Source organism: Eikenella sp. NML120348, assembly GCF_001648435.1.
Classification (GTDB): Bacteria; Pseudomonadota; Gammaproteobacteria; order Burkholderiales; family Neisseriaceae; genus Eikenella; species Eikenella exigua.
The window spans coordinates 425925-445317 of the sequence record NZ_LXSP01000001.1 but is presented as its reverse complement, the minus strand read 5'-3'; the positions used below and the strand labels follow the sequence as shown (position 1 = coordinate 445317).

At 55.7% G+C, this 19393-nt stretch carries 15 protein-coding genes and 2 pseudogenes; 3 read left to right on the top strand and 14 right to left on the bottom strand.

What is annotated here, in order from left to right:
• Positions 1-212 precede the first annotated feature (212 nt).
• The 3 genes from A7P99_RS02085 to A7P99_RS02075 form a co-directional block, all read right to left on the bottom strand.
• On the bottom strand, positions 213-1001 hold the full coding sequence (locus A7P99_RS02085; RefSeq protein WP_067446969.1) for a molybdopterin-binding protein: 789 nt from the start codon (positions 999-1001) through the stop codon (positions 213-215).
• Positions 1002-1141: 140 nt separating this feature from the next.
• Complete coding sequence (locus tag A7P99_RS02080) at positions 1142-1552, bottom strand: hypothetical protein (protein ID WP_067438907.1); 411 nt, start codon at positions 1550-1552, stop codon at positions 1142-1144.
• A 226-nt stretch (positions 1553-1778) separates the two neighbouring features.
• Positions 1779-2426, bottom strand: a complete 648-nt coding sequence (locus A7P99_RS02075) for an HAD family hydrolase (protein WP_067438910.1) — start codon at positions 2424-2426, stop codon at positions 1779-1781.
• Positions 2427-2757: 331 nt separating this feature from the next.
• Between A7P99_RS02075 and lolA the strand changes: the two genes are divergently transcribed.
• Complete coding sequence (lolA, locus tag A7P99_RS02070; RefSeq protein ID WP_153705466.1) at positions 2758-3375, top strand: outer membrane lipoprotein chaperone LolA; 618 nt, start codon at positions 2758-2760, stop codon at positions 3373-3375.
• 84 nt (positions 3376-3459) lie between these two features.
• Here the strand turns inward: lolA and polA are convergent, their stop codons facing one another.
• The 8 genes and pseudogenes from polA to A7P99_RS02035 form a co-directional block, all read right to left on the bottom strand.
• Positions 3460-6246, bottom strand: coding sequence for a DNA polymerase I (gene polA, locus A7P99_RS02065; protein WP_067686346.1), 2787 nt, complete (start codon positions 6244-6246; stop codon positions 3460-3462).
• A 343-nt stretch (positions 6247-6589) separates the two neighbouring features.
• Positions 6590-7336: a hypothetical protein gene (locus tag A7P99_RS02060; RefSeq protein WP_067446964.1), complete on the bottom strand. Its 747-nt coding sequence runs from the start codon at positions 7334-7336 to the stop codon at positions 6590-6592.
• Between the two features lie 336 nt (positions 7337-7672).
• Positions 7673-8545, bottom strand: a pseudogene (locus A7P99_RS02055) (cytochrome bc complex cytochrome b subunit); the annotation flags it as partial.
• Positions 8546-8569: 24 nt separating this feature from the next.
• A pseudogene (locus tag A7P99_RS10195) lies at positions 8570-8954 on the bottom strand (ubiquinol-cytochrome c reductase iron-sulfur subunit N-terminal domain-containing protein).
• A 298-nt stretch (positions 8955-9252) separates the two neighbouring features.
• Positions 9253-10002, bottom strand: a complete 750-nt coding sequence (locus A7P99_RS02050) for a Nif3-like dinuclear metal center hexameric protein (RefSeq protein ID WP_067438917.1) — start codon at positions 10000-10002, stop codon at positions 9253-9255.
• A gap of 88 nt (positions 10003-10090) precedes the next feature.
• Complete coding sequence (locus A7P99_RS02045; protein ID WP_067446962.1) at positions 10091-11275, bottom strand: SGNH/GDSL hydrolase family protein; 1185 nt, start codon at positions 11273-11275, stop codon at positions 10091-10093.
• Positions 11276-11314: 39 nt separating this feature from the next.
• Positions 11315-12337: a DUF459 domain-containing protein gene (locus A7P99_RS02040; RefSeq protein WP_067447366.1), complete on the bottom strand. Its 1023-nt coding sequence runs from the start codon at positions 12335-12337 to the stop codon at positions 11315-11317.
• Between the two features lie 425 nt (positions 12338-12762).
• Positions 12763-14199, bottom strand: coding sequence for an MBOAT family protein (locus A7P99_RS02035; protein ID WP_067446960.1), 1437 nt, complete (start codon positions 14197-14199; stop codon positions 12763-12765).
• Between the two features lie 293 nt (positions 14200-14492).
• Between A7P99_RS02035 and brnQ the strand changes: the two genes are divergently transcribed.
• A complete protein-coding gene (brnQ, locus tag A7P99_RS02030; RefSeq protein WP_067446958.1) occupies positions 14493-15824 on the top strand; it encodes a branched-chain amino acid transport system II carrier protein in 1332 nt (443 codons plus the stop codon).
• Between the two features lie 178 nt (positions 15825-16002).
• On the opposite strand, the gene A7P99_RS02025 is transcribed toward brnQ, so the two are convergent.
• From A7P99_RS02025 to rph, 3 genes are all read right to left on the bottom strand, one after another.
• Positions 16003-16902: a Dyp-type peroxidase gene (locus A7P99_RS02025; protein WP_067446956.1), complete on the bottom strand. Its 900-nt coding sequence runs from the start codon at positions 16900-16902 to the stop codon at positions 16003-16005.
• 127 nt (positions 16903-17029) lie between these two features.
• Positions 17030-17638, bottom strand: coding sequence for a glutathione S-transferase N-terminal domain-containing protein (locus A7P99_RS02020; protein ID WP_067686344.1), 609 nt, complete (start codon positions 17636-17638; stop codon positions 17030-17032).
• 227 nt (positions 17639-17865) lie between these two features.
• The gene (gene rph / locus A7P99_RS02015) at positions 17866-18600 is read right to left on the bottom strand and encodes a ribonuclease PH (RefSeq protein WP_067686340.1); all 735 of its coding nucleotides are present in this window, start codon (positions 18598-18600) and stop codon (positions 17866-17868) included.
• 227 nt (positions 18601-18827) lie between these two features.
• On the opposite strand from rph, the gene A7P99_RS02010 reads away from it, so the two are divergent.
• Positions 18828-19388, top strand: a complete 561-nt coding sequence (locus A7P99_RS02010) for a pseudouridine synthase (RefSeq protein ID WP_067686335.1) — start codon at positions 18828-18830, stop codon at positions 19386-19388.
• Positions 19389-19393: the final 5 nt, after the last annotated feature.

The window sequence follows — 19393 nt, the reverse complement described above, 5'->3', positions numbered from 1 at the left end:
CTGTAAGCCAGGGCCTCGAATCCGATATTCCGATTGACAGCGTGGTTAAGGTATATGTATGAAATAATTATTGTTTCACGCAAAGCAATGAGCCGCAGACAGTACAGCTAGTACAACAAAGCGAGATAAAGCAGTATGAAGTGCTTTAGTTATAAAAAATTCCAGGTAGCCTCAATCATGCTGAAGGCTACTTGAAACCGATTTCTTTCTGTTTACACGTCTTCCGGCGCCAGCTCAATCTGTGTGGCGCCCTGCTTTTTCAAGCCGGCTTCGGCTGTCTGCCAAGCTGCATCCAGCCGGCTACAAGCTTCCCCTTCGGCTTTGAGGCCGAACAGCAGGCGGTAGCGCTGCTGGGTGGTGGGGGTGGCAGGCAGGCTGAAGCTGCGGATGCCGGGGTAGTGCTGTTCGATGTCGGCCATCAGGGAGCTGATACAGGATTCGGGCAAGTCGATCCAAGCGCTGACGCTGCGGCGTTCGGTTTGGTGTTGGAGATGGGCGTAGTATTCGTCGAGTACCCAAGCTGCCATGGGCTGTGCCATTACGGGGAAGCCGGGCAGGAAGTAGTGTTCGCGGATGGAAAAACCAGCGATGTTGTTGTAGGGATTGGGAAGCAGGCCGCTGCCTTGGGGGAATTCGGCCATGCGCAGGCGGATTTGGTGGCCGATGCTGCCGAGGCTGTCGCCGTGTTTGAGGGATACGACTTCGATGTTGGCAGCGGCCTGCGGGTGCAGCGCCAGCGGCAGACCGAGGGCTTCGGCCGCAGCTTGGCGGGTGTGGTCATCCGGCGTGCTGCCGATGCCGCCGGTAACAAAGGTGGGCAGGCCTTCGGCAAAGCTTTGGCGCAGCCGGTGGACGAGGAGTTGGCGATTGTCGGGCAGGTATTGCACGGAATCGAGCAGCAGGCCGCGCTCTTTGAGCAGCTGTTTGAAAAAGGCAAAGTGTTTGTCTTGGCGGCTGCCGTGCAGGATTTCGTCGCCGATGATGATAAGGGAAAAGGACATGAGGTTTCTTTGGGAAGGAAGGCTACCTGAAGCTATGGTTGATGCTTTCAGGTAGCCTCTATGCAAATAACAGGCTATCTGAAAATTGGATTGCTGCTTGAGCGTCTCCGAAACCTGCACTTTCAGGTAGATTTTTTTGCTTAATAGCTGATTCCCGGCATCGGGTAATACTGGAGGATGGGCGCAGGGCGGGTGGGGTGCACTTCGCCTTCGGCTCGCGGCAGGATTTCCACTACAGCCACATCGCAGCTGTTCCCGCCGCGCGAATACTGTATTTCGTAATTCTTGCCAGCCTGCGGGGTGAGGCTGCTGGCGGTGTAACAGCGGTGTACCTGGCTGGTGGTTTTACTGGGAAACGCGCCATCGAGCACCAGCGGTTTGCTGGCGGGCACAACAAATTCTTTATACGATTCGCGGAACACCACGCCGGTATCGGCATTCACAGTGTTGCTGCGCTGAGTGGTAGGCATGCCCACCGAAAGGTTGCGGATGCGGCGCGGCAGGCCACCAGTAAATCTGGTGTGGCGGCGTCGGCCTTGTTTTCTGCCCATTGTTCGCAGCTGCTGTTCGGGATCATGTGCACCACATCGTGGCCGTATTGGCCGTAAATGCGTAGTTGAGCCTGGTCTTGTGCGTTATACAGCTCTTCGCGGTGCATGATTTACGATTTCTGCGACATAAAGCAGCTACTCAAGGCCAGTGTGGCGCAAATAGGCAGCAATAAGCTAATTTTCTTCATTAAGACGTTCTCCATTAGGTAAAGGTTAAGCTACTCGGCTATAGTAAATCCAAAATCTGCCCGGGCGCATCCAGCCGTGCATCTGCCGGCCATTCGTGCACCTGGTCGCTCTCGGCGATGTAGCCCCAGTTGGCCAAGGCTGTGGCCATGCCGGCGTTTTTGCCCGCCACCATATCGCGTTCGGCATCGCCCACATACAGGCAGCGCTTAGGTGCAATGCCGATTTGCCGACAGGCGTGGTGCATCGGCAGCGTGCTGGGTTTGGACTCGGCGCAGGTGTCGCCGCTCACCACCACGGCAGGCGGGGCGATAAAGCCCAGCTTGGGCACGAGCAGGCTGGTGAAACGGTGCGGCTTATTGGTGATGATGCCCCAGGCAATGCGGCGGCGGGCGAGCTGCTCGAGCATGGGGTTGATGCCTTCAAACAACACGGTTTCATCGCAAAAGCCGTGTTCGTATTCAGCCAGGTATTCCTGCCGCCAGCGCGAGTGGTCGGGGTGGCTTTTTTCAATGCCCGTGCCCAGCTTAATCAGATAGTTGGCACCATGGCTGGCCACTGGTCGGATTTGCGCCATCGGTACGGCGGGTAGGCCGTTTCTGGCCAAGAGGCGGTTGAGCGCGCCGCCCAAATCCAGCGCAGTGTCTGCCAATGTGCCGTCTAAATCGAATAATACAGCTTGAATCATAAGGTTCTCCAAGAAGGCGGATGAGGCTACCTGAAAAGTATAGTGAATTAAAATGAGGATGCTACCGCGTTGGCTTGCCTTACCGTGTTATCTGTATTGTCTGCGGCTCGCTGCATCTACCGCAACCTTTTCCGCCGCTTACCGCAGCCGTGAATTATAGCGCAGGAATAAAATCCGGTTAAAAATTCGCCACCCTATTTTGCCTAATGCCTTGCCGCAGCGGAAAAATTCCTTTGCCCTGCTATCTTCACAATTCCCACCGCCCTGCCCTGCCCCGCCCAAGCTGGTACAATGCGCCGTATTCCGTTTTGATTCGCACAAAGGAAAAATGATGAAAAACCAAACCTTCCGCCTTGTTGCCGCAGCCGTTTTGGCAATAGCCATCGGCAGCGCCCAGGCCGGCGGCATCGAAGCCCTGCAAAAATTCAACGCCGACACCGACGGCATCAGCGGCAGCTTCAGCCAAAGCGTGCAAAGCCGTAACAAAACCCGCAATGCCCAAGGCCGCTTCAGCATCCTACGTCCTGGCCTCTTCAAATGGGAATATACCAGCCCCTACAAACAAACCATCGTAGGCGACGGCAGCCACATTTGGCTCTACGACATTGATTTGGCGCAAATCACCAAAACCGCGCAAAACCAAGCCATCGGCGACAGCCCCGCCGCCATCCTCTCCAATAAAGACGCCCTCTCCGCCAGCTACACCCTAAAAGAAGACGGCTCCGCCGGCGGCATCGACTACGTATTGGCCACGCCAAAGCATTCCAACGCCGGCTACCAATACATCCGCCTTGGCTTCAAAGGTGACGATCTGGCCGAAATGCGCCTAAAAGACAGCTTTGGCAACCAAACCACTATCAAATTCAACAATCTGAATACCAGATCCAACCTCTCCCGCAGCCAATTCCGTTTTACCCCGCCGCAGGGTGTGGATGTGCTGACGCAGTAAGAGCAGTTTAGTACTTGAGATGAAAGGCTACCTGAAATTTTCAGGTAGCCTTTTTGTGTTAATCAATAAATGTAACTAACCTTTTTAATGTGCCTCTTCCCAATTCATTCCCACGCCTACCTCAGCCACCAGCGGCACTTTCAACATCCCTTCATCCACTTTCGCCATAATCTGCGGCAGTTTTTCTTTGACTAAATCCAGTTCGGCTTCAGGCACTTCCAGTACCAATTCGTCATGCACCTGCATGATCAGTTTGCTTTTCAGGCTACCTGAAACCAGCCAGCGGGACACGTCTATCATGGCGCGTTTGATGAGGTCGGAGGCGGTGCCTTGCATGGGGGCGTTGATGGCGGCGCGTTCGGCTCCGGCGCGGGCGTTGGCGTTTTTGTTATGGATGTCGGGCAGGTAGAGGCGGCGGCCGAACAGGGTTTCGACGAAGCCTTGGGCGGCGGCTTGTTCTTTGGTGCGCTGCATGTATTCGGCGACGCCGGGGTAGCGGGCGAAGTAGCGGTCGATGAAGGTTTTGGCGGACAGGTTGTCTATGCCCAGCGATTTGGCGAGGCCGTATTGGCCCATGCCGTAAATGAGGCCGAAGTTGATGGTTTTGGCGTAGCGGCGTTGTTCGGACGAGACGTTTTCGGAGGCGATGCCGAATACTTCGGCGGCGGTGCGGCGGTGTACGTCTTCGCCGTTTTGGAATGCGGCAATCAGGGTTTTGTCGCCGGAGAGGTGTGCCATGATGCGCAGCTCGATTTGGGAATAGTCGGCGGAAACGATGACGCTGCCTTGCGGTGCGGTGAAGGCGCGGCGCACGCGGCGGCCTTCGGCGGTGCGGATGGGGATGTTTTGCAGGTTGGGGTTGTTGCTGGCGAGGCGGCCGGTGATGGCGACGGCTTGGGCGTAGGTGGTATGCACGCGGCCGTCTTTGGGGGAAATCATTTCGGGCAGTTTGTCGGTGTAGGTGGATTTGAGTTTCGCCAGGCTGCGGTTTTGCAGGATGATTTTGGGCAGGGGGTAGTCGGGCGCGAGCTGTTCGAGCACGGCTTCGTTGGTGGAAATGCCGCCTTTGGCGGTTTTTTTCAGGCCTTTGGTGGGAATGCCCATTTTGTCGAACAGGATTTCTTGAAGCTGTTTGGGCGAGTTGAGGTTAAACGGCTGACCTGCGGCGGCGTAGGCTTCTTGTTCGAGCTTCATCAGCTCGGCGCCGAGTTCCGCGCTTTGGCGGGCGAGTTCGGCGCGGTCGATTTGCACGCCGTTGTGTTCCATTTCAAACAATACCTGCGCGACGGGCAGCTCCATTTTTTCATACATTTCAAGCTGTTTGGCGTCCATTTGCGTGCGCAGGTGCGCTTCGAGGCGCAGGGAGAAATCGGCGTCTTGGGCGGCGTATTCGGTCGCCTGCTCGATGGCGACGTCGGCAAACCCGATTTGCTTCGCGCCTTTGCCGCACAGCGATTCGTAGGTAATGGTTTCTAAGCCCAGCCAACGTTCGGACAATTCGTCCAAGCCGTGTCCGAGATGGCTCTCGATGATGTAGGAGGCGAGCATGGCGTCGCCGGCAATGCCGTTCAGCGCGATGCCGTAGTTGGCGAAAACGTGTTGGTCGTATTTGAGGTTTTGCCCGATTTTTTTCAGGGCGGGGTTTTCCAAATGCGGTTTCAGACGACCTAATACGTCTTGCAAATCGAGCTGTTCGGGTGCGGCGGTCAGGCTATGCCCTACGGGAATGTAAACCGCTTCGCCTGCTTGGAACGCGATGCTGATGCCGACCAGCGCGGCGTTCATTGCGTCTAGGGAAGTGGTTTCCGTATCAATGCCGATTGTGTCTGCCTGCGACAGTTTGTCTAACAAGGCGGCAAACTGCGCTTCGGTGGTAACGGCTTGATAATCCAGCTTTTCGGGTGCAACAGCTTTTTCAGGTAGCCTTTCAGACGACGTTTCCATGTCCAACGCCGCCTGTTCGCCTATCGTATCGCTGCCGAACAAATCGCCGTCCGCCGCTTCGTGCATACGGCTTTCCGCTTCCTTCAGCCAAGTGCGGAAGCCCCAGCGTTTGAAATCGACCGCAAGCTGCGACCATTTCGGCGAAGTGCGGCGCAGGCTTTCGAGGCCGTCTGAAAGCTCCGCGTGCAAGTCCACATCGGTTTTAATCGTTACCAAATCATACGACAGCGGCAGTTGGGGCAGCGCGGCTTGCAGGTTTTCGCCGACCTTGCCCTTGATTTCCGCAGCGTGTTCCATCACACCGGCCAGCGAGCCGTAGGCTTTCAGCCATTTCACCGCCGTTTTCGGACCGCACTTTTCCACGCCCGGCACATTGTCCACCTTGTCGCCCATCAGCGCGAGATAATCGCGGATTTGGTCGGGGCGCACGCCGAATTTTTCCTTCACGCCTTCAATATCCAGCGTTTCGCCGCTCATCGTGTTCACCAGCGTTACGCGCTCGTTCACCAGCTGCGCCATGTCCTTATCGCCGGTGGACACCACCACATTCCAACCCGCTTCGCCGCCCATCGCCGCCAGCGTGCCGATCACGTCGTCCGCTTCGACTTGTGGAATCACCAGCACCGGCCAACCCATCAACCGCACCAAATCCGGCAAGGCTTCCGCCTGCGGGCGCAAATCGTCCGGCATCGGCGGGCGCGTCGCCTTATAGTCGGGGAACATCTCGTGGCGGAAATTCTTACCCTTCGCATCAAACACCACCGCGCAATAATCGTGCACATAATCCGCCCGCAGTCGGCGCAACATGTTCAACACGCCATAAAGCGCACCCGTCGGCGCACCGTCAGGCGCGGACAACTGCGCCATCGCGTGATAAGCGCGGTAGAGATAAGAAGAGCCGTCAACGAGGAGGAGGGTTTTGCGCATTTGGGCAACCGTTTGTGTGAAATGAAAACAGCGGGATTATAGCGCACAATAAGCAGGCTACCTGAAAGCCAGCCAAAACCGAACGGCAGATTGCAGCTAGCCTTTGGCAGGTGGAAGAAAGGCTACCTGAAAACAGCGGCGCTAGAATTTCAGGTAGCCTTTTAGAGGATGGATGACGGATTTGCTTTTATTCAGAAGATGCTTTTTATTGGCAAGCAAAGTGGTAATGCTGCCCTACTCTGGAAGTAAGCTCAAGGTTGGTTGCAAGCGGTGCAGCAGTAAAGCTCAAATAACGTGAATTGCTATGTGGCTCAAATTGCTCGGCCGGTTTTTCAGGTAGTCTTCAAGCCAGCCAGTTGTAGCATTGTTCCCACAGCAGGGTTTCTTCCGGCTTTTCACGGCCGGCCAGCAAGGCTTGCTCAGAGGCTCGGCGAAAGGTGGCGCGGGTGTGCGGGTCAGCAAACCAGACAGAAAGTTTGGTGACTAGATACTCACGATGCGGGCGATGGTCGGGGAGATAACAGGCTTTATACCAGTCCGGTTCGTTTGCACCATAGGGTATGGTCAGATACAAGCCGATAAATTCGCGCAGGGCGTTGGTTTCAGAAGCAGACTGTGTCCACAGGGCGAGCAGCTTGTCGGTTACGTCTAGGCCCGCAAAGTGGAACATGACGAGCCACGTGGACAGACAGCCTTCGTAGCGTGGGGCGGCGATTTGGTGTGCAAACCAGGCGGCAGCGAAGCGGTGCAGCCAGCGGATTTCATCTTCCGGCCAGCATTCGGGCAGGTCGCAGCGCAATTTGTCGAGCAGCATTTCATCGGTGGGGCGCACATCTTCGTCGTTTACCAAGGCCTGCAAAATGCGTGGCAGGAAATGCTTCATATCGCGCGCGGTGGCGGCTTCGTCTGCCAGCGGCACGCTGCCCAGATAGCCGGCCAGGTTGTTGACAGGAATCTCGCGTAATCGGTAGCGCAGCAGTTCGCGTTGGCAGTCTTTAGGCGTGCAGCATTCGCAGGTGCAGATATTGAGAGGGAAGCGGACTGTATAGGGAGCAAACAGCTGGTAGGCTTCTTCGATAAAGGCTTGCATTCGGTGGCTCTTTGATTGGGGTTCAGGTAGCCTGAATCAGTTTGAGGCTACCTAAAAATATAGCTGCTGTGATTTGAAGTATTCAGTATATCAGGCGCTTTGTTAGATACCAGCATTCGGCCTGCGGCTTGCTTTCTTTGTTAGTGGTTTATGGTTTCAGGTAGCCTGGACTGATTTGAGGCTACCTGAAATTAAACTGTCGTTTCAGCTTTTCAAGTAGCCTCTTTCCCCAAAAAACACAAGCTGTTTTCAAGCTGTGTTTCTTGCTGCGGTATGCTTAGTGCACGTTTTTCCAGTATTCCTTTATTCCTTCTTCAGGAAGTAGGCCAGCGGCAGTATGATGGCGAACAGGAACAGCACCAGCAAGGTTTTGAAGGTGGTGTTACGGTAGCGCACAGACTTTACCGGCGAGCGGTTGAGCCAGACAGGCGGGCAATCAGAATCACTGCCGCATCCATGCCGGTTACACCTCACATCTACGTGCCCGGAAGGGAACGGCGCGCAAGATGGCGTAGAACGAGGTGAAATACCATACCGGGGCGATGTGCTCCGGAGCTTTCAGTGAGGTGGCCGCGTTGAAGTTGGGCGCTTCGAGGAAGCGGTCGTTTTCAGGAGCGAAGAACATAATGGAGCAGAACACAATCAGGAATCAAAATATCTTTATACATGGTAATACGAATGGAAGGGGACGCCGCTGTTGAGCGGGATGCCGTTTTCGTCTTTCAGCTTTTTGATTTACACTTGATTGCCACGCCGTCTGGGTTGTTGGAGCCTACTTCGTGCAGCGCAATCAAATGCGCCGCCACCAAACCGACCAGCACCAGCGGCATGGCCATCACGTGCAGAGCAAAGAAGCGGTTGAGTGTAACGTCGGAAACGTTAAAGTCGCCGCGAATCCAAGTGGACAAATCAGGGCCGATTACGGGAATGGCACCGAACAGGTTGATGATTACCTGCGTGCCCCCAAACGACATCTGAAAGGCTTCCGCCGTCAGGGCGAGGAAAATCAGCGCGCCACACACCCACACGAGCTCGCGCGGTTTTTTGAACGAGCCGTAAATCAGGCCGCGGAATATAGCAGATACACCACGATGAAGAACAACGAAGTGCCGAGGAGTACATATAGCGGATAATCCAGCCGTCAGACACATCTCGTATGATATATTCTACCGCAGTAAGTGTGGCGGGCAGATGGTATTGGTTTAGGTTGTAGTTTGATTGGTCATGATTTGTTCATCGGTATAAGCTGTCTTCAGCTACGCGGATGGTGGTTTCAGTATAGATATTTATAAGGAGGGATCACCAGATTAGACGGCGCTGGCATTCCTTTGAACGCACGGCTGACCAAGTCGAATTTGGAGCCATAGCACAGGCAAAAGAAGCCGCCTTTCCAGTGTGCACCCAAATCCACTTGCCGCGTCACTCGGCGGTAACCAACTGGCCGGTTTCAATTTTTCTCATGTCGATGTCGATCGGCGCAATGGCTGCTTTGGCCTTTTCCGAAGGGAAAAACTGACAACGAAAGGCTTGGCTACCCCCAGCGCACCACACCGGTGGCTCCGGCAGTGGCCAGTACCAAAAAGCGCCGTTGTTCTTGATTGATTTCTTGGTTAGTCATTACTCAATCATCCTAATACTTTAAAAATACCGAAATACCAAGGCTTTTGCACAACAGCCGTTGTGGCGTCGCAAAGAGGCAACTTTGCAAAGGCCTTATCCTGCCAATAGCGCAGCGGCGTGATTTAACTTAACCTAAATCAACACTTAAAGAAATATTTAAAATAAAGTAAAGATTTGTCTTGCCGCAGCGGGGAGCATGGGCATAAGTGCAACAATGTAACAACTTGTTCAAATGATAAAAATGCATCCAAGGCTACCTGAAAAGCAAGATGTAAAGATTACATGACAACTTAAACTTAGGCTGGATTGTCTTCATCAAAAAACAGGCATTCCAGCGGCCATTCTTGCTGTAACCGTGTCGACAGCGCCTGGATGCCGTAACGTTCGGTGGCGTGGTGGCCGGCACTCACGAACAGCACACCGTTTTCCTGCGCCAAATGGTATTGCGCTTCGGAAATCTCGCCGGTAACGAAGGCGTCTACACCAATATCGATCGCCTGCTGGAAAAAACCCTGCGCCCCGCCGGTACACCAGGCCAGCTTACGCACCGGCCGCGACAAATCGCCGGCGGAAACCGGCTTGCGTCCCAAGCACTCAGCCAGATTAGCCAGCAGTGCATGGCCGTCTGCCTCTGCCTCTGGTGTGCCGAACATTATTAGGTTTTGCTCGCCGGTTTGGCCTTCGATGCGCCAACCCATGCGTGCTGCCAGCTGTGCGTTATTACCCGCTTCGGGGTGGGCATCAAGCGGCAGGTGGTAGCCGGCCATATTGATGTTGTGTCGAATAAGCGTGGCGATGCGGCGGTGTTTCCAGCCAGTGATGGTTGCTGGCTCGCTTTTCCAAAACAGACCGTGGTGCACCAAGAGCATATCAGCATCCTGCTCCACGGCATAATCGATGGCGGCCTGGCTGGCGGTAACGGCACACACGATTTTGCGCACCTCGTCTCGTCCTTCCACTTGCAAGCCGTTGGGGGCATAGTCGTGAAATTCGGCTGTGCGCAAAAATTCGTTGCACCAGCGGATGATGTCTTGGCATTGCGGCACGGTTGGGCTCCGGAGCGAATGGGTAATGGGTCTATTGTATTTTCAGGTAGCCTCGTATCTAAGGCTACCTGAAATCTGTTTGGGCGGGTTATTTATTGGCCAGTTTGATGATGTCGTCGGCCAGTTTGCCAGCAGCGGTTTGGTAACCTTGAGCGGTGAAATGCACACCGTCGCGCGCGCCTAAGCCTTGTGCCATCCAGCTTTTCATACTGCACGCGCCCCCCATAGCAGCCTGCCACGACCAATACAAAATTTGCTCCTGCTGCGCCACTTCGCGCTGCATTTGCTGTATGGCGTCAAGATAAGGCGGGCGTTGGCCGCATTGGCCGTGCCGTCCTTGAAGCGACTCAGGTGCGCCGATAATCAGGATGCCGGCACCAGGCAGGGCTTCGCGGATTTTATGGATGGTATTGGCCCAGATGCGTTTGGTTTGCGCCATGTCGAGATGGCTGTTAAACGCCTCGTTGGTGCCGTAGGCCAGGATGACCAAATCGGCCTGGGTGGCAGACAAATCCTGCTGCCAATCGGCGCGCCAGCCGCTCCATTGGGAGAGCTGCGAGCCATTGATGCCCATGGCCGATACGGTTACGCCGGGGCGGTTGTTTTCGATGTTGATGTGGCCGATTTCCCAAATATCGCCAGCTTGAGCTCGGTAGCTGAGCGGCAGCTGGGAGGTGAAGGAGAAATACTGCCAAGCGTTACTGCCGAGATTGGGCAGGGAGGCGACTTGGCTGCCTTGCGCGCCGTACACTTTAAGTTCGCTGTCGGCAAACACGGGGCGGGCGGTGATGGTGATTTGTTGGGCTTCGCTGATAGGGTTGCGGGGGTTAACGGTTACGCTACCGCTGCCGCCAGAGGAGCGGCTAAGAATACCGCCCAATGGGAATTCGGCACGGGCGTTGCGGTTGCTCAACACCTGCCAGCCGCTGCTGCCATGCAGCACTTGGGCGTTACGCTGGCCGGATACAGTGTTGGGATATACCCAGCCGATGCCGCCATCACCCCACTGTTGTTGCAGGCGGGTGCGCAATTTGTTGGTGAAGTAGTCGCCGGCGGTATGAGAGTCGCCCAGCTGGATGATGCGGAATTTCACGTCGTCCCCACGGTTGAGCCGTTGCAGCTTGTCGAGCCACACGGGCTGCCAGCTGCCGTAGTTGGTGAGCTCGGCTTTTTCAGAAGAGCCTTGGGCGGCGGTTTCGGCGCTGCAGGCCTGGCAGGCGAGCAGGCAGACAGTCATTAAGGCCAGTTGGCGGCCTTTTTTGGAAAACAACATTACTGTAGCTATCCTTAAATTATGATTTTCTATTCGCCATCACAGTTTCGGAGGCGGTGGGGTGGCGGGCGCAACGGAATTGGTGGGCTGATAGTCGATGCGGCCTACTATCTGGTCGGCCAGAAGCTGTTGCCCCTTTATGGTGAAATGAATGCCGTCTTTACTGCGCAAACGGACGGTTTGTCCGTTGATGCTGATGCTGTCTCGGTATTTCCCATCTTCGCCACCCATGATTTTGTCGGTAGGTAACCAGATGGTTTTTCCGGCCAGCTCACTGGCAAATAGGCTGTCTAAGTAACGCATTTGGGCATTGAAGCGGGTACTCTTCATCAGCGGAATGCCCAGCCAGATAATCTGAACGTTAGCTGCTTTGGCGGCAACAACAATGCGTTCAATACGCTGCCGGTAAACCTGTTCCCATTCAGGGCTTTGGAATTTCAGGTAGCTTTGGGTGCCCGGCTCAGGATTGGGGAAATCCCAAGGGTCGTTTGGCCCCAGGAACACCACCAGCAACTTGATTTTTTGATCTTCCCGCAAAATTTTTTCTATGGTGGCCGGCCAGTCGAAGAAGCTGGGGTACGAAAGGCCAGTGCTTTGACGGCTGAGGTTGAGTGAGTCGATGCCGTATTGGCTGCTCAACCATCTCTGTACATGCGGCGCTACACCTTCCATCATGGAATCGCCGGCAAAGAATACTTTGTCGCCTGCTGAAAGCTGCACGCACTCGTGCAGTGGTTTGGATGCGGTGTTTTGTGCCGCAGCCGGCTCGGAAGCGGATTTGGTTCTGGTTTCGGGCGGTACAGCAGATGCTGTGGGTAACACTACACCCGGCGGGATGTGTGCGGTGGCGTGCTGCTCGCGCCAGCTTTTGTTTTCGGCTTCCAGCCAGCTTAGGGCAGCTTCATGCCGCTGCAAGGCTGCCTGCTGCCAACGGCTGCCGTTACGCCACCAACCATAGTCGGTTAATTTTTCCAAAGGGCTAGCACGGTGGTAGGTTTGCTGCCAATAGGCGTTGATAGAATCTTGACTAAACCACACGGTGAACAGTGCAGTGAGCAGCATAGCCGCATACAGCCGCCACACCGGGGAAGTGGGCTTGCTTTGGTTATCCGGTGTTGCACTCGGGATGCCGATTGCGTCGGCCACGGAGTGAGCGGTTTTGGCCGGACGCACGGTAGCAAATTGTGCAGGTTTCGGTTTGCGCTGCGGCGTTTTGTGCCCTGCTCTGGTTGTTTTGCCTGAGGCTACCTGAAAATGGGTTAGCGATGCGGATTCGGTTTTGGCCGCTTTGGCTGCGGGTTTGGCTTGCGAATTGGGGTTGGTTGCTACCTGCTCCGATACAGATACCGGTAATTCCAGCTGCTCAGGGCGTTTTTTTGTACTAGATTTGCGGCGTGCGGCTTTGTTGCGGTGTTTGTTCTTATTGGCTCTGCGTTTGGCTTTGCTGGGATTCATAACTGCCCAATCCTTTCTTATTATTATGGTTATTAAAAGTTGGCATACATAAAGCCCGGAATGCCGGAAGGGGCAAACACCATCAATAGCCACATGGCGGCACCCATCGGTAGCGGCCATATCCACATTGGCAGGCGTTCCAAGAGCACTATTGCGCTGTCAAACAGCTTGGATAAGAGGCCGTAGGCGGCCAGTGCGAACACCATCGCACCCAGCACTAATAAGGTTTCCAATTCCGGTACGCCACTGCCGCCTCCACCCAACAACGATCGGAACATCAGCCCGGTATCGGCCAGACTTTCAGTGCGGAATACTACAAAGGTGAGACAGACAAAGTTTACGGTAAACAGTACCGCTACTAGTTTACCAAAACGGGACAAGCCGGACAGTTTCTCGCGCCCGCCCAGCATTTTATCACCGATATTCAGCCCCACCAGCCCAACGCCGTGCAACGCGCCCCACAGCAGGAAATTCCAACCATGGCCGTGCCAGATGCCGGAGAGCAGCATGGCAATCATCAAATTGATTTGTGTGCGCCGCCAGCCTTTGCGGCTGCCGCCCAGCGGGATATAGATGTAGTCGCGAATCCAGGTGGAGAGCGTGATGTGCCAGCGGTTCCAAAAATCGCGCAGATTAAACGCGCGCAGTGGCATGGCGAAGTTTTGCGGCAGCTGAAAGCCGAGCAACATAGCCATGCCCACCACCAAATCGGTGTAGCCGGAAAAATCCATAAATAGTTGAACGGTGTAGCCATACATCGCAGTGAGCACTGTGATGGAGTCGTATTGCAGCGGGTTTTCAAACACTGGATCCACCCAGTTGCCGCCTAGCGCCCCGGCCAGCCACCATTTTTTGCAGATACCCAGCACAATCAGGCCAATAGCCAACGCCGGGCGGATCATGGTGCGCGGCTGTTCGCTGCGGATTTGCGCCGCCATGCCGCCGTCTGTGCCATAGATGCTTTTTAATTGGCCGGTACGGGCAATCGGGCCGGAAGTGATGGTGGGGAAAAAGCTGAAATACAGCAAAAGCTCGCGCCATTTGAGCCGTACGTCTTCATTGCGGTAAAGCGACACCAGATAAGCCACGCCCTGGAAAGTATAGTAGGAAATACCCAGCGGCATCAGAATACCCAGTGCCGCATCGTGCCCGCTTCGCTGCAACAGCGGCAGGAAGAAATCCACATATTTGAAAAACGACAAATTCAACATCGCCAGCAGCACGCCAACCGTGAACCATCTGCGACGCGCCGTCTGTCCCCTTCCCTGCGACAGACCGGCAGCAATCAACGTAGTACCCAGTGAAAACGCTAGCACGGCCACGGCAAACCCCCAATGCAAATGCCACAACCAACCCAACCCAGCAAATAGCAATAGCCAATTCTGCCAGCGCGGCCGCTTGGCCAACAGCCAGTAAACAGGGAAGAAGCACAGGAAAAAGGCAGCAAATTCTATTGACAGCAGCGGCATAAAATCAGCGCAAAGAAAGAAAGGGGTAATTCGTTGGCGAAATTATTGAATTATACTGTGTCCTTCTGCCGGGATAAAGCCTTTTACATCTTCTGTGCCGTGTAGATTTGGTTTCAGGCAGATCGCTTTTCCCAGGTAGCTTCAAAAGGGCTACCTGAAAGCATAAGCCTCAACGAAGCCAAAATCCGTTTAGCCAGCCGCCCTATCCCTTTAACAGCCGATTCGGTATCATAATACCTTTTTACCGCAGCTATCGGCCATATCCAAGCAATAGTAGCCTACCAGAGAACATCATGAATAAAAACACCTTTATTATCGGCTTTATGCTGTTCGCCATCTTTTTTGGCGCCGGCAACCTGATTTTCCCGCCCACCCTCGGCCTCAATAGCGGCTCCGAATTCTGGAGCACCCTCCTCGGCTTCGTGATCACCGGCGTCGGCCTGCCGCTGTTAGGCATCGTGGTAAGCGCTTTCTACCATAACGGCTACAAAACCGCCCTCACCCGCATCCACCCTTGGTTTGCCGTTATTTTCCTGATGGCGATTTATCTCACCATCGGCCCCTTCTTCGCCATCCCTCGCACCGGCGCCACTTCCTATGAAATGGCCGTGCTGCCCTTTATCGGCGAAGCCGGCAGCGGCTCGCTCCTTGCCTTTACCGTGGTTTACTATGCCATTACCCTGTGGCTGAGCCTGAACCCTTCCAAAATGGTCGAACGCATCGGTGCCATCCTCACTCCCGCTTTGCTCGTCGCCATCCTTGCCCTGATCGGCAAATCCGTGTGGTGGCTCTACGGCAACCCGCCCACCATGCCGGCTGCCAATTTTGGCGACCAATCCGCCTTCTTGGCCGGTTTTATCGGTGGCTACCAAACCATGGACGTGCTTGCCTCCGTAGCCTTTTCCGTGATTGTGATCAACGCCATTAAGGCCAAAATGCCAGCGGATCAGCGCGATAACCAAGTGGTGATGAAGCAAACTTTTGTGGCCGGCATCATCGCCGCAATATCGCTGGCTATTATTTATGTCGGCCTGGCTTGGGTGAGCAACCGGCTGCCCGTGTCGCCCGACACCCTGGCAGACTTAGCTGCCAAACAGCAAGATATCGGCTCCTTCCTGCTCAATACCGCCGCCTACCAAACCTTCGGCAGCTTCGGCCGTATTCTGTTCGGCATCATCGTTACCCTCGCCTGCCTTACCACCTCGGTCGGCCTGGTTACTGCCGTGGGCGAATTCTTCTACGGCCTGTTCCCGCGCATCCGCTACAGCAGCTACGTCATCGCCGTAACCCTCGTGAGCTTCATCCTGGCTAACCAAGGCCTAAGCGCTGTTATCGGCAAATCCGTGCCCGTATTGATGGTGCTCTACCCGATTGCTATGACCATCCTGCTGCTGCTGATTATCGACAACTTCATCCGCCCGATGCCACTGCTTGCCCACCGCCTCGCCACCGGCCTGGCTACCGCGGTTTCCATCCTCTCCGTGGCCGGTGCGGGCTTTACCGAACAACTGCCGCTGAAAGCCTATTCGCTGGAGTGGCTGCCCTTCGCCCTGGCCGGGATTGTGCTCGGCGGCATCATCGGCAAAATGGCCGGCGGTAAACCGGCTGATCAGAAAACAGTTTGATTAATTAGATTGCTTGATAGCGAGATAAGTAAGGCTATCTGAAACAAACGCGGCGCTGTTCCGCAATGTTTTCAGGTAGCCTTTTGTAGCAAGCCAACCCATGTTCTCAATTAGATTAAAGGCTACCTGAAATTCAGGTAGCCTTTGTATTGTCGGCCAACCAAACCAATCCGCAGCATCACAGATCAGCCAGGCGCTCCACGCTCGGTGCGTAGTAGTAGGCGCTGCGTTTGGCGGTGGACATATATTTCAGCAGCAGGTCGATTTTGCCGTCTTTTTCGCCGAACATGAATTTCAGCTGCTCGTCGATATTGTGCAGGCTGGCGCTGTAGGCGATGAATTGCAGGCCGTGCTCGCCACTCACTTGGCCGAAAGGCAGACTGCGGCGCACAATTTTCAGGCCAACGCCGTTTTCTTTGATGTTGGTGCGGCCCAGGTGCGAATCGGGCAAACGGTCTTCACGGGCAAATTCGATGTTGTCGGCTTTGCTGCGCCCAACGGCCTGCTCCTGCTCTTTCACGCTGATGCCGTCCCATCTTTTCAGGTCGTGCAGGTATTGTTGCAGCACCACATAGCTGCCGCCCGCGCTTTTCCCTTCGGCAATGATGCCGACGGAAGCGATTTCTTCATCGCCGTGCGGGTTTTCCGTACCGTCCACAAAGCCATCCAACCCGCGCTCTTCCGGCATGCGGAAGCCGTGGGTTTCGTTTTTCAGTTCAAGCGATTCGCCGAAAGCGGCCAGCACTTTTTCCGCCAGCAGGTAGTTCAGGCCGGTGTGGGTGGATTGGATATGGATCATCAAATCGCACTGGGTGGCCGGGCACAGGCCGTTGCCCAGCGGCACGAAGGGGCGGATTTCTTCGCCTTCGCCGCTGTGGTTCAGGCCGTGCCAGAAGTCTGCACCGAAGGCGATGGTCATGCCCAAATCGTGGCCGGGGAAACGGGTTTGGCAGTCGGCCAGCGCAGCGAGGGCTTCGCGGCAGGCGGTTTTCACTTTGGCGTCGTCGCGCACGTCGGCCTCGATATAAATGGCGGCGGTGATGGTTTCCGGGATGATGGCGGTTTGCGGGGTACTCATGCTGGTGATCCTTTCTTGTCTTGGTATTGTTTGGACGATGTACGCACTATAACGGCAGGCTACCTGAAAATTCGGCGGCGCTGTTTTTCAGGTAGCCTTTGCCGTATCGGCGGGAATACGGATAGGGCTAAACCAAACCCTGCCGCAGTTGCGCCAAGGTGGCGGGGCGGGTTTCCAAGTTTTCCGGCGACACGGCGCGCACGTCGGCGCGGGCGGTGAATTGTGCCAATGCGTTTTGGTTGGCGGGGCTGAGGTGGGGCTGCAAATCGGGCAGGCGGTATTGCATGAACACCCAGGCCATGCCCAGCGCTAGGTGGGCGACATCGCCGCTGGCGGCATCCAGCTGCGGGGCAGCGGCCAGGCCTCGGATGCAGGCGGCGCGGGCGCGTTCGGTGAGCGGGTGGTCGGGGGTGTTTTCGGCTTTGAATTTTTGCAGGCCGAAGAGTTTCACCAGCTGGTCGAGCAGGGAGAAGGCAAAGGCGGCGGTGGCGGTTTGCTCGGCGGTGTGCAGGGGGTGGCCGAGCAGGAAGTCCAAGATAAACGGGCTATTGCCGATCACGGTGCTGCTGTCGATTTGCAGAACGGGCACTTGGGAGAAGGGGTTGAGGGCTTGGAGCGCGGCAGGGTTTTCCCACGGATTGGTATAGGCAATCTCGAAACCGAGATCATGCCGCAGCAGGGCGGCAAGCAGGATAAGGCGGCCATAGGGGGAAGTGGGGCTGGTGTAGAGTTTCATGGGTTTCCTTCGTTTTGATTGCAGTTTGTTTTAACTTCGGTGCAGCTAGGTTTTAGCTTCGCAGAAACTCAGCTTCCCTCGGGAACTTCGTTTTAACTTCGTAGAAACTCATCTTCCTTCGGAAGCTTCGTTTTCAGGTAGCCTGTTGCGCGCTTTGAGGCTACCTGAAAATACTGCTACAACGAAATTGAAATGGATTGCGGCGTTAAACCGGCTTTCAGGTAGCCTTAGCCGGCAGCAGCAATGGCGGCTTGCTGGTGTTGCAGCAGTTCGGCGATGCCTTTTTGGCCGAGTGCGAGCAGTTGGGTGAGAGCGGCGGGGCTGAAGGCGGCGCCTTCAGCAGTGCCTTGAATTTCGATGATGTTGCCGGAGGCGGTCATTACGAGGTTGATGTCGCTGTCGCAACCGGAGTCTTCGGGGTAGTCCAAATCAAGCAGGGGCACGCCGCCGACGATGCCGAGCGATATGGCGGCCACGGCTTCGCGGATTGGGTTGTGCGCGAGTTTGCCTGCGGCCAAGAGCTTGCCCACAGCCAAATGCAGTGCGACGTATGCGCCGGTGATGCTGGCAGTGCGGGTGCCGCCGTCGGCTTGGATTACGTCGCAATCGATCAGGATTTGGCGTTCGCCCAGCCAGCTCAAATCTACGGCGGCGCGCAGGGAGCGGCCGATTAGGCGTTGGATTTCCTGAGTACGGCCGGATTGCTTGCCTTGGGCGGCTTCGCGGCGCATGCGACTGGCGGTGGAGGCGGGGAGCATGCCGTATTCAGCGGTTACCCAGCCTTGATTTTTGCCGCGTAGAAAGGGTGGAACGGATTCGTCGATGCTGGCGGTGCAGATCACTTTGGTGTTGCCGCAGGCAATCAGGACAGAGCCGTCGGCATGGGGCAGGAAGTGGGGGGTGATGCTGATGGGGCGCAGTTGGTCGGCAGCACGGCCGGTGCGGATGGGGGCTGGGGACATGGTGTTCTCGCTATGTAGATGGAATTAGGCCTTGGCTTGGCAGAAATTTCGCTACGCTCCAACTTTGTTGCAGCTTGCGTTTTCAGGTAGCCTCAGATTATACCGCCGGATGGCTCGCATTGCTTGGAAATACGGGCGTAGGTGGCTAGAATAGCTTTGATTTCAGCTATATAATCTAGCCACTCCAGCCCAAAAGGCTACCTGAAACCCCAACCGGCCTGCACACCATGTCTGATTTAATCGTTTTCAACAAGCCCTATGGGGTTATCTGCCAATTCAGCCCGCACGAAAAACACCGCTCGCTGAAAGAGTTTATCAACCTGCCCGATGTTTATCCTGCCGGTCGGCTGGACACCGACAGCGAAGGCCTGCTGCTGCTCACGGCCGACGGCCGCCTGCAAGCCAAAATTGCCGATCCGCGCCACAAAACGGTGAAAACCTATTGGGCGCAGCTCGAAGGCAGCCCGGACGAAGCAAAACTGGATTTATTGCGGCACGGCGTAGATTTGGGCGATTTCGTGACCCGCACGGCGCAGATCAGGCTACCTGAAAAATCGGAAACCGACCGCCTGTGGACGCGCGTGCCGCCGATTCGGGTGCGCAAGAGCGTGCCGGATTTTTGGTTGGAAATCCGCATCAGCGAAGGCAAAAACCGCCAAGTGCGCCGTATGACGGCCAAAGCGGGCTATCCCTGCCTGCGGCTGGTGCGTGTGGGCATCGGTCGGCTGGATTTGTGGCAGCTGGATTTGGCCCCGGGTCAATGGCGGCCCGCACCGTGTTTGCCCTAGCTCAA

What these genes read in the sequence shown, in the direction of transcription:
- A7P99_RS02010 (WP_067686335.1), top strand. Translation starts at nt 18,828, where the DNA reads ATGTCTGATTTAATCGTTTTCAACAAGCCCTATGGGGTTATCTGCCAA.
- rph (WP_067686340.1), bottom strand. Translation starts at nt 18,600, where the DNA reads ATGTCCCCAGCCCCCATCCGCACCGGCCGTGCTGCCGACCAACTGCGC.
- A7P99_RS02025 (WP_067446956.1), bottom strand. Translation starts at nt 16,902, where the DNA reads ATGAGTACCCCGCAAACCGCCATCATCCCGGAAACCATCACCGCCGCC.
- A7P99_RS02045 (WP_067446962.1), bottom strand. Translation starts at nt 11,275, where the DNA reads ATGTTGTTTTCCAAAAAAGGCCGCCAACTGGCCTTAATGACTGTCTGC.
- polA (WP_067686346.1), bottom strand. Translation starts at nt 6,246, where the DNA reads ATGCGCAAAACCCTCCTCCTCGTTGACGGCTCTTCTTATCTCTACCGC.
- A7P99_RS02080 (WP_067438907.1), bottom strand. Translation starts at nt 1,552, where the DNA reads ATGGGCAGAAAACAAGGCCGACGCCGCCACACCAGATTTACTGGTGGC.
- A7P99_RS02035 (WP_067446960.1), bottom strand. Translation starts at nt 14,199, where the DNA reads ATGCCGCTGCTGTCAATAGAATTTGCTGCCTTTTTCCTGTGCTTCTTC.
- A7P99_RS02085 (WP_067446969.1), bottom strand. Translation starts at nt 1,001, where the DNA reads ATGTCCTTTTCCCTTATCATCATCGGCGACGAAATCCTGCACGGCAGC.
- A7P99_RS02020 (WP_067686344.1), bottom strand. Translation starts at nt 17,638, where the DNA reads ATGAAACTCTACACCAGCCCCACTTCCCCCTATGGCCGCCTTATCCTG.
- A7P99_RS02040 (WP_067447366.1), bottom strand. Translation starts at nt 12,337, where the DNA reads ATGCTGCTCACTGCACTGTTCACCGTGTGGTTTAGTCAAGATTCTATC.
- A7P99_RS02075 (WP_067438910.1), bottom strand. Translation starts at nt 2,426, where the DNA reads ATGATTCAAGCTGTATTATTCGATTTAGACGGCACATTGGCAGACACT.
- brnQ (WP_067446958.1), top strand. Translation starts at nt 14,493, where the DNA reads ATGAATAAAAACACCTTTATTATCGGCTTTATGCTGTTCGCCATCTTT.
- A7P99_RS02060 (WP_067446964.1), bottom strand. Translation starts at nt 7,336, where the DNA reads ATGCAAGCCTTTATCGAAGAAGCCTACCAGCTGTTTGCTCCCTATACA.
- lolA (WP_153705466.1), top strand. Translation starts at nt 2,758, where the DNA reads ATGAAAAACCAAACCTTCCGCCTTGTTGCCGCAGCCGTTTTGGCAATA.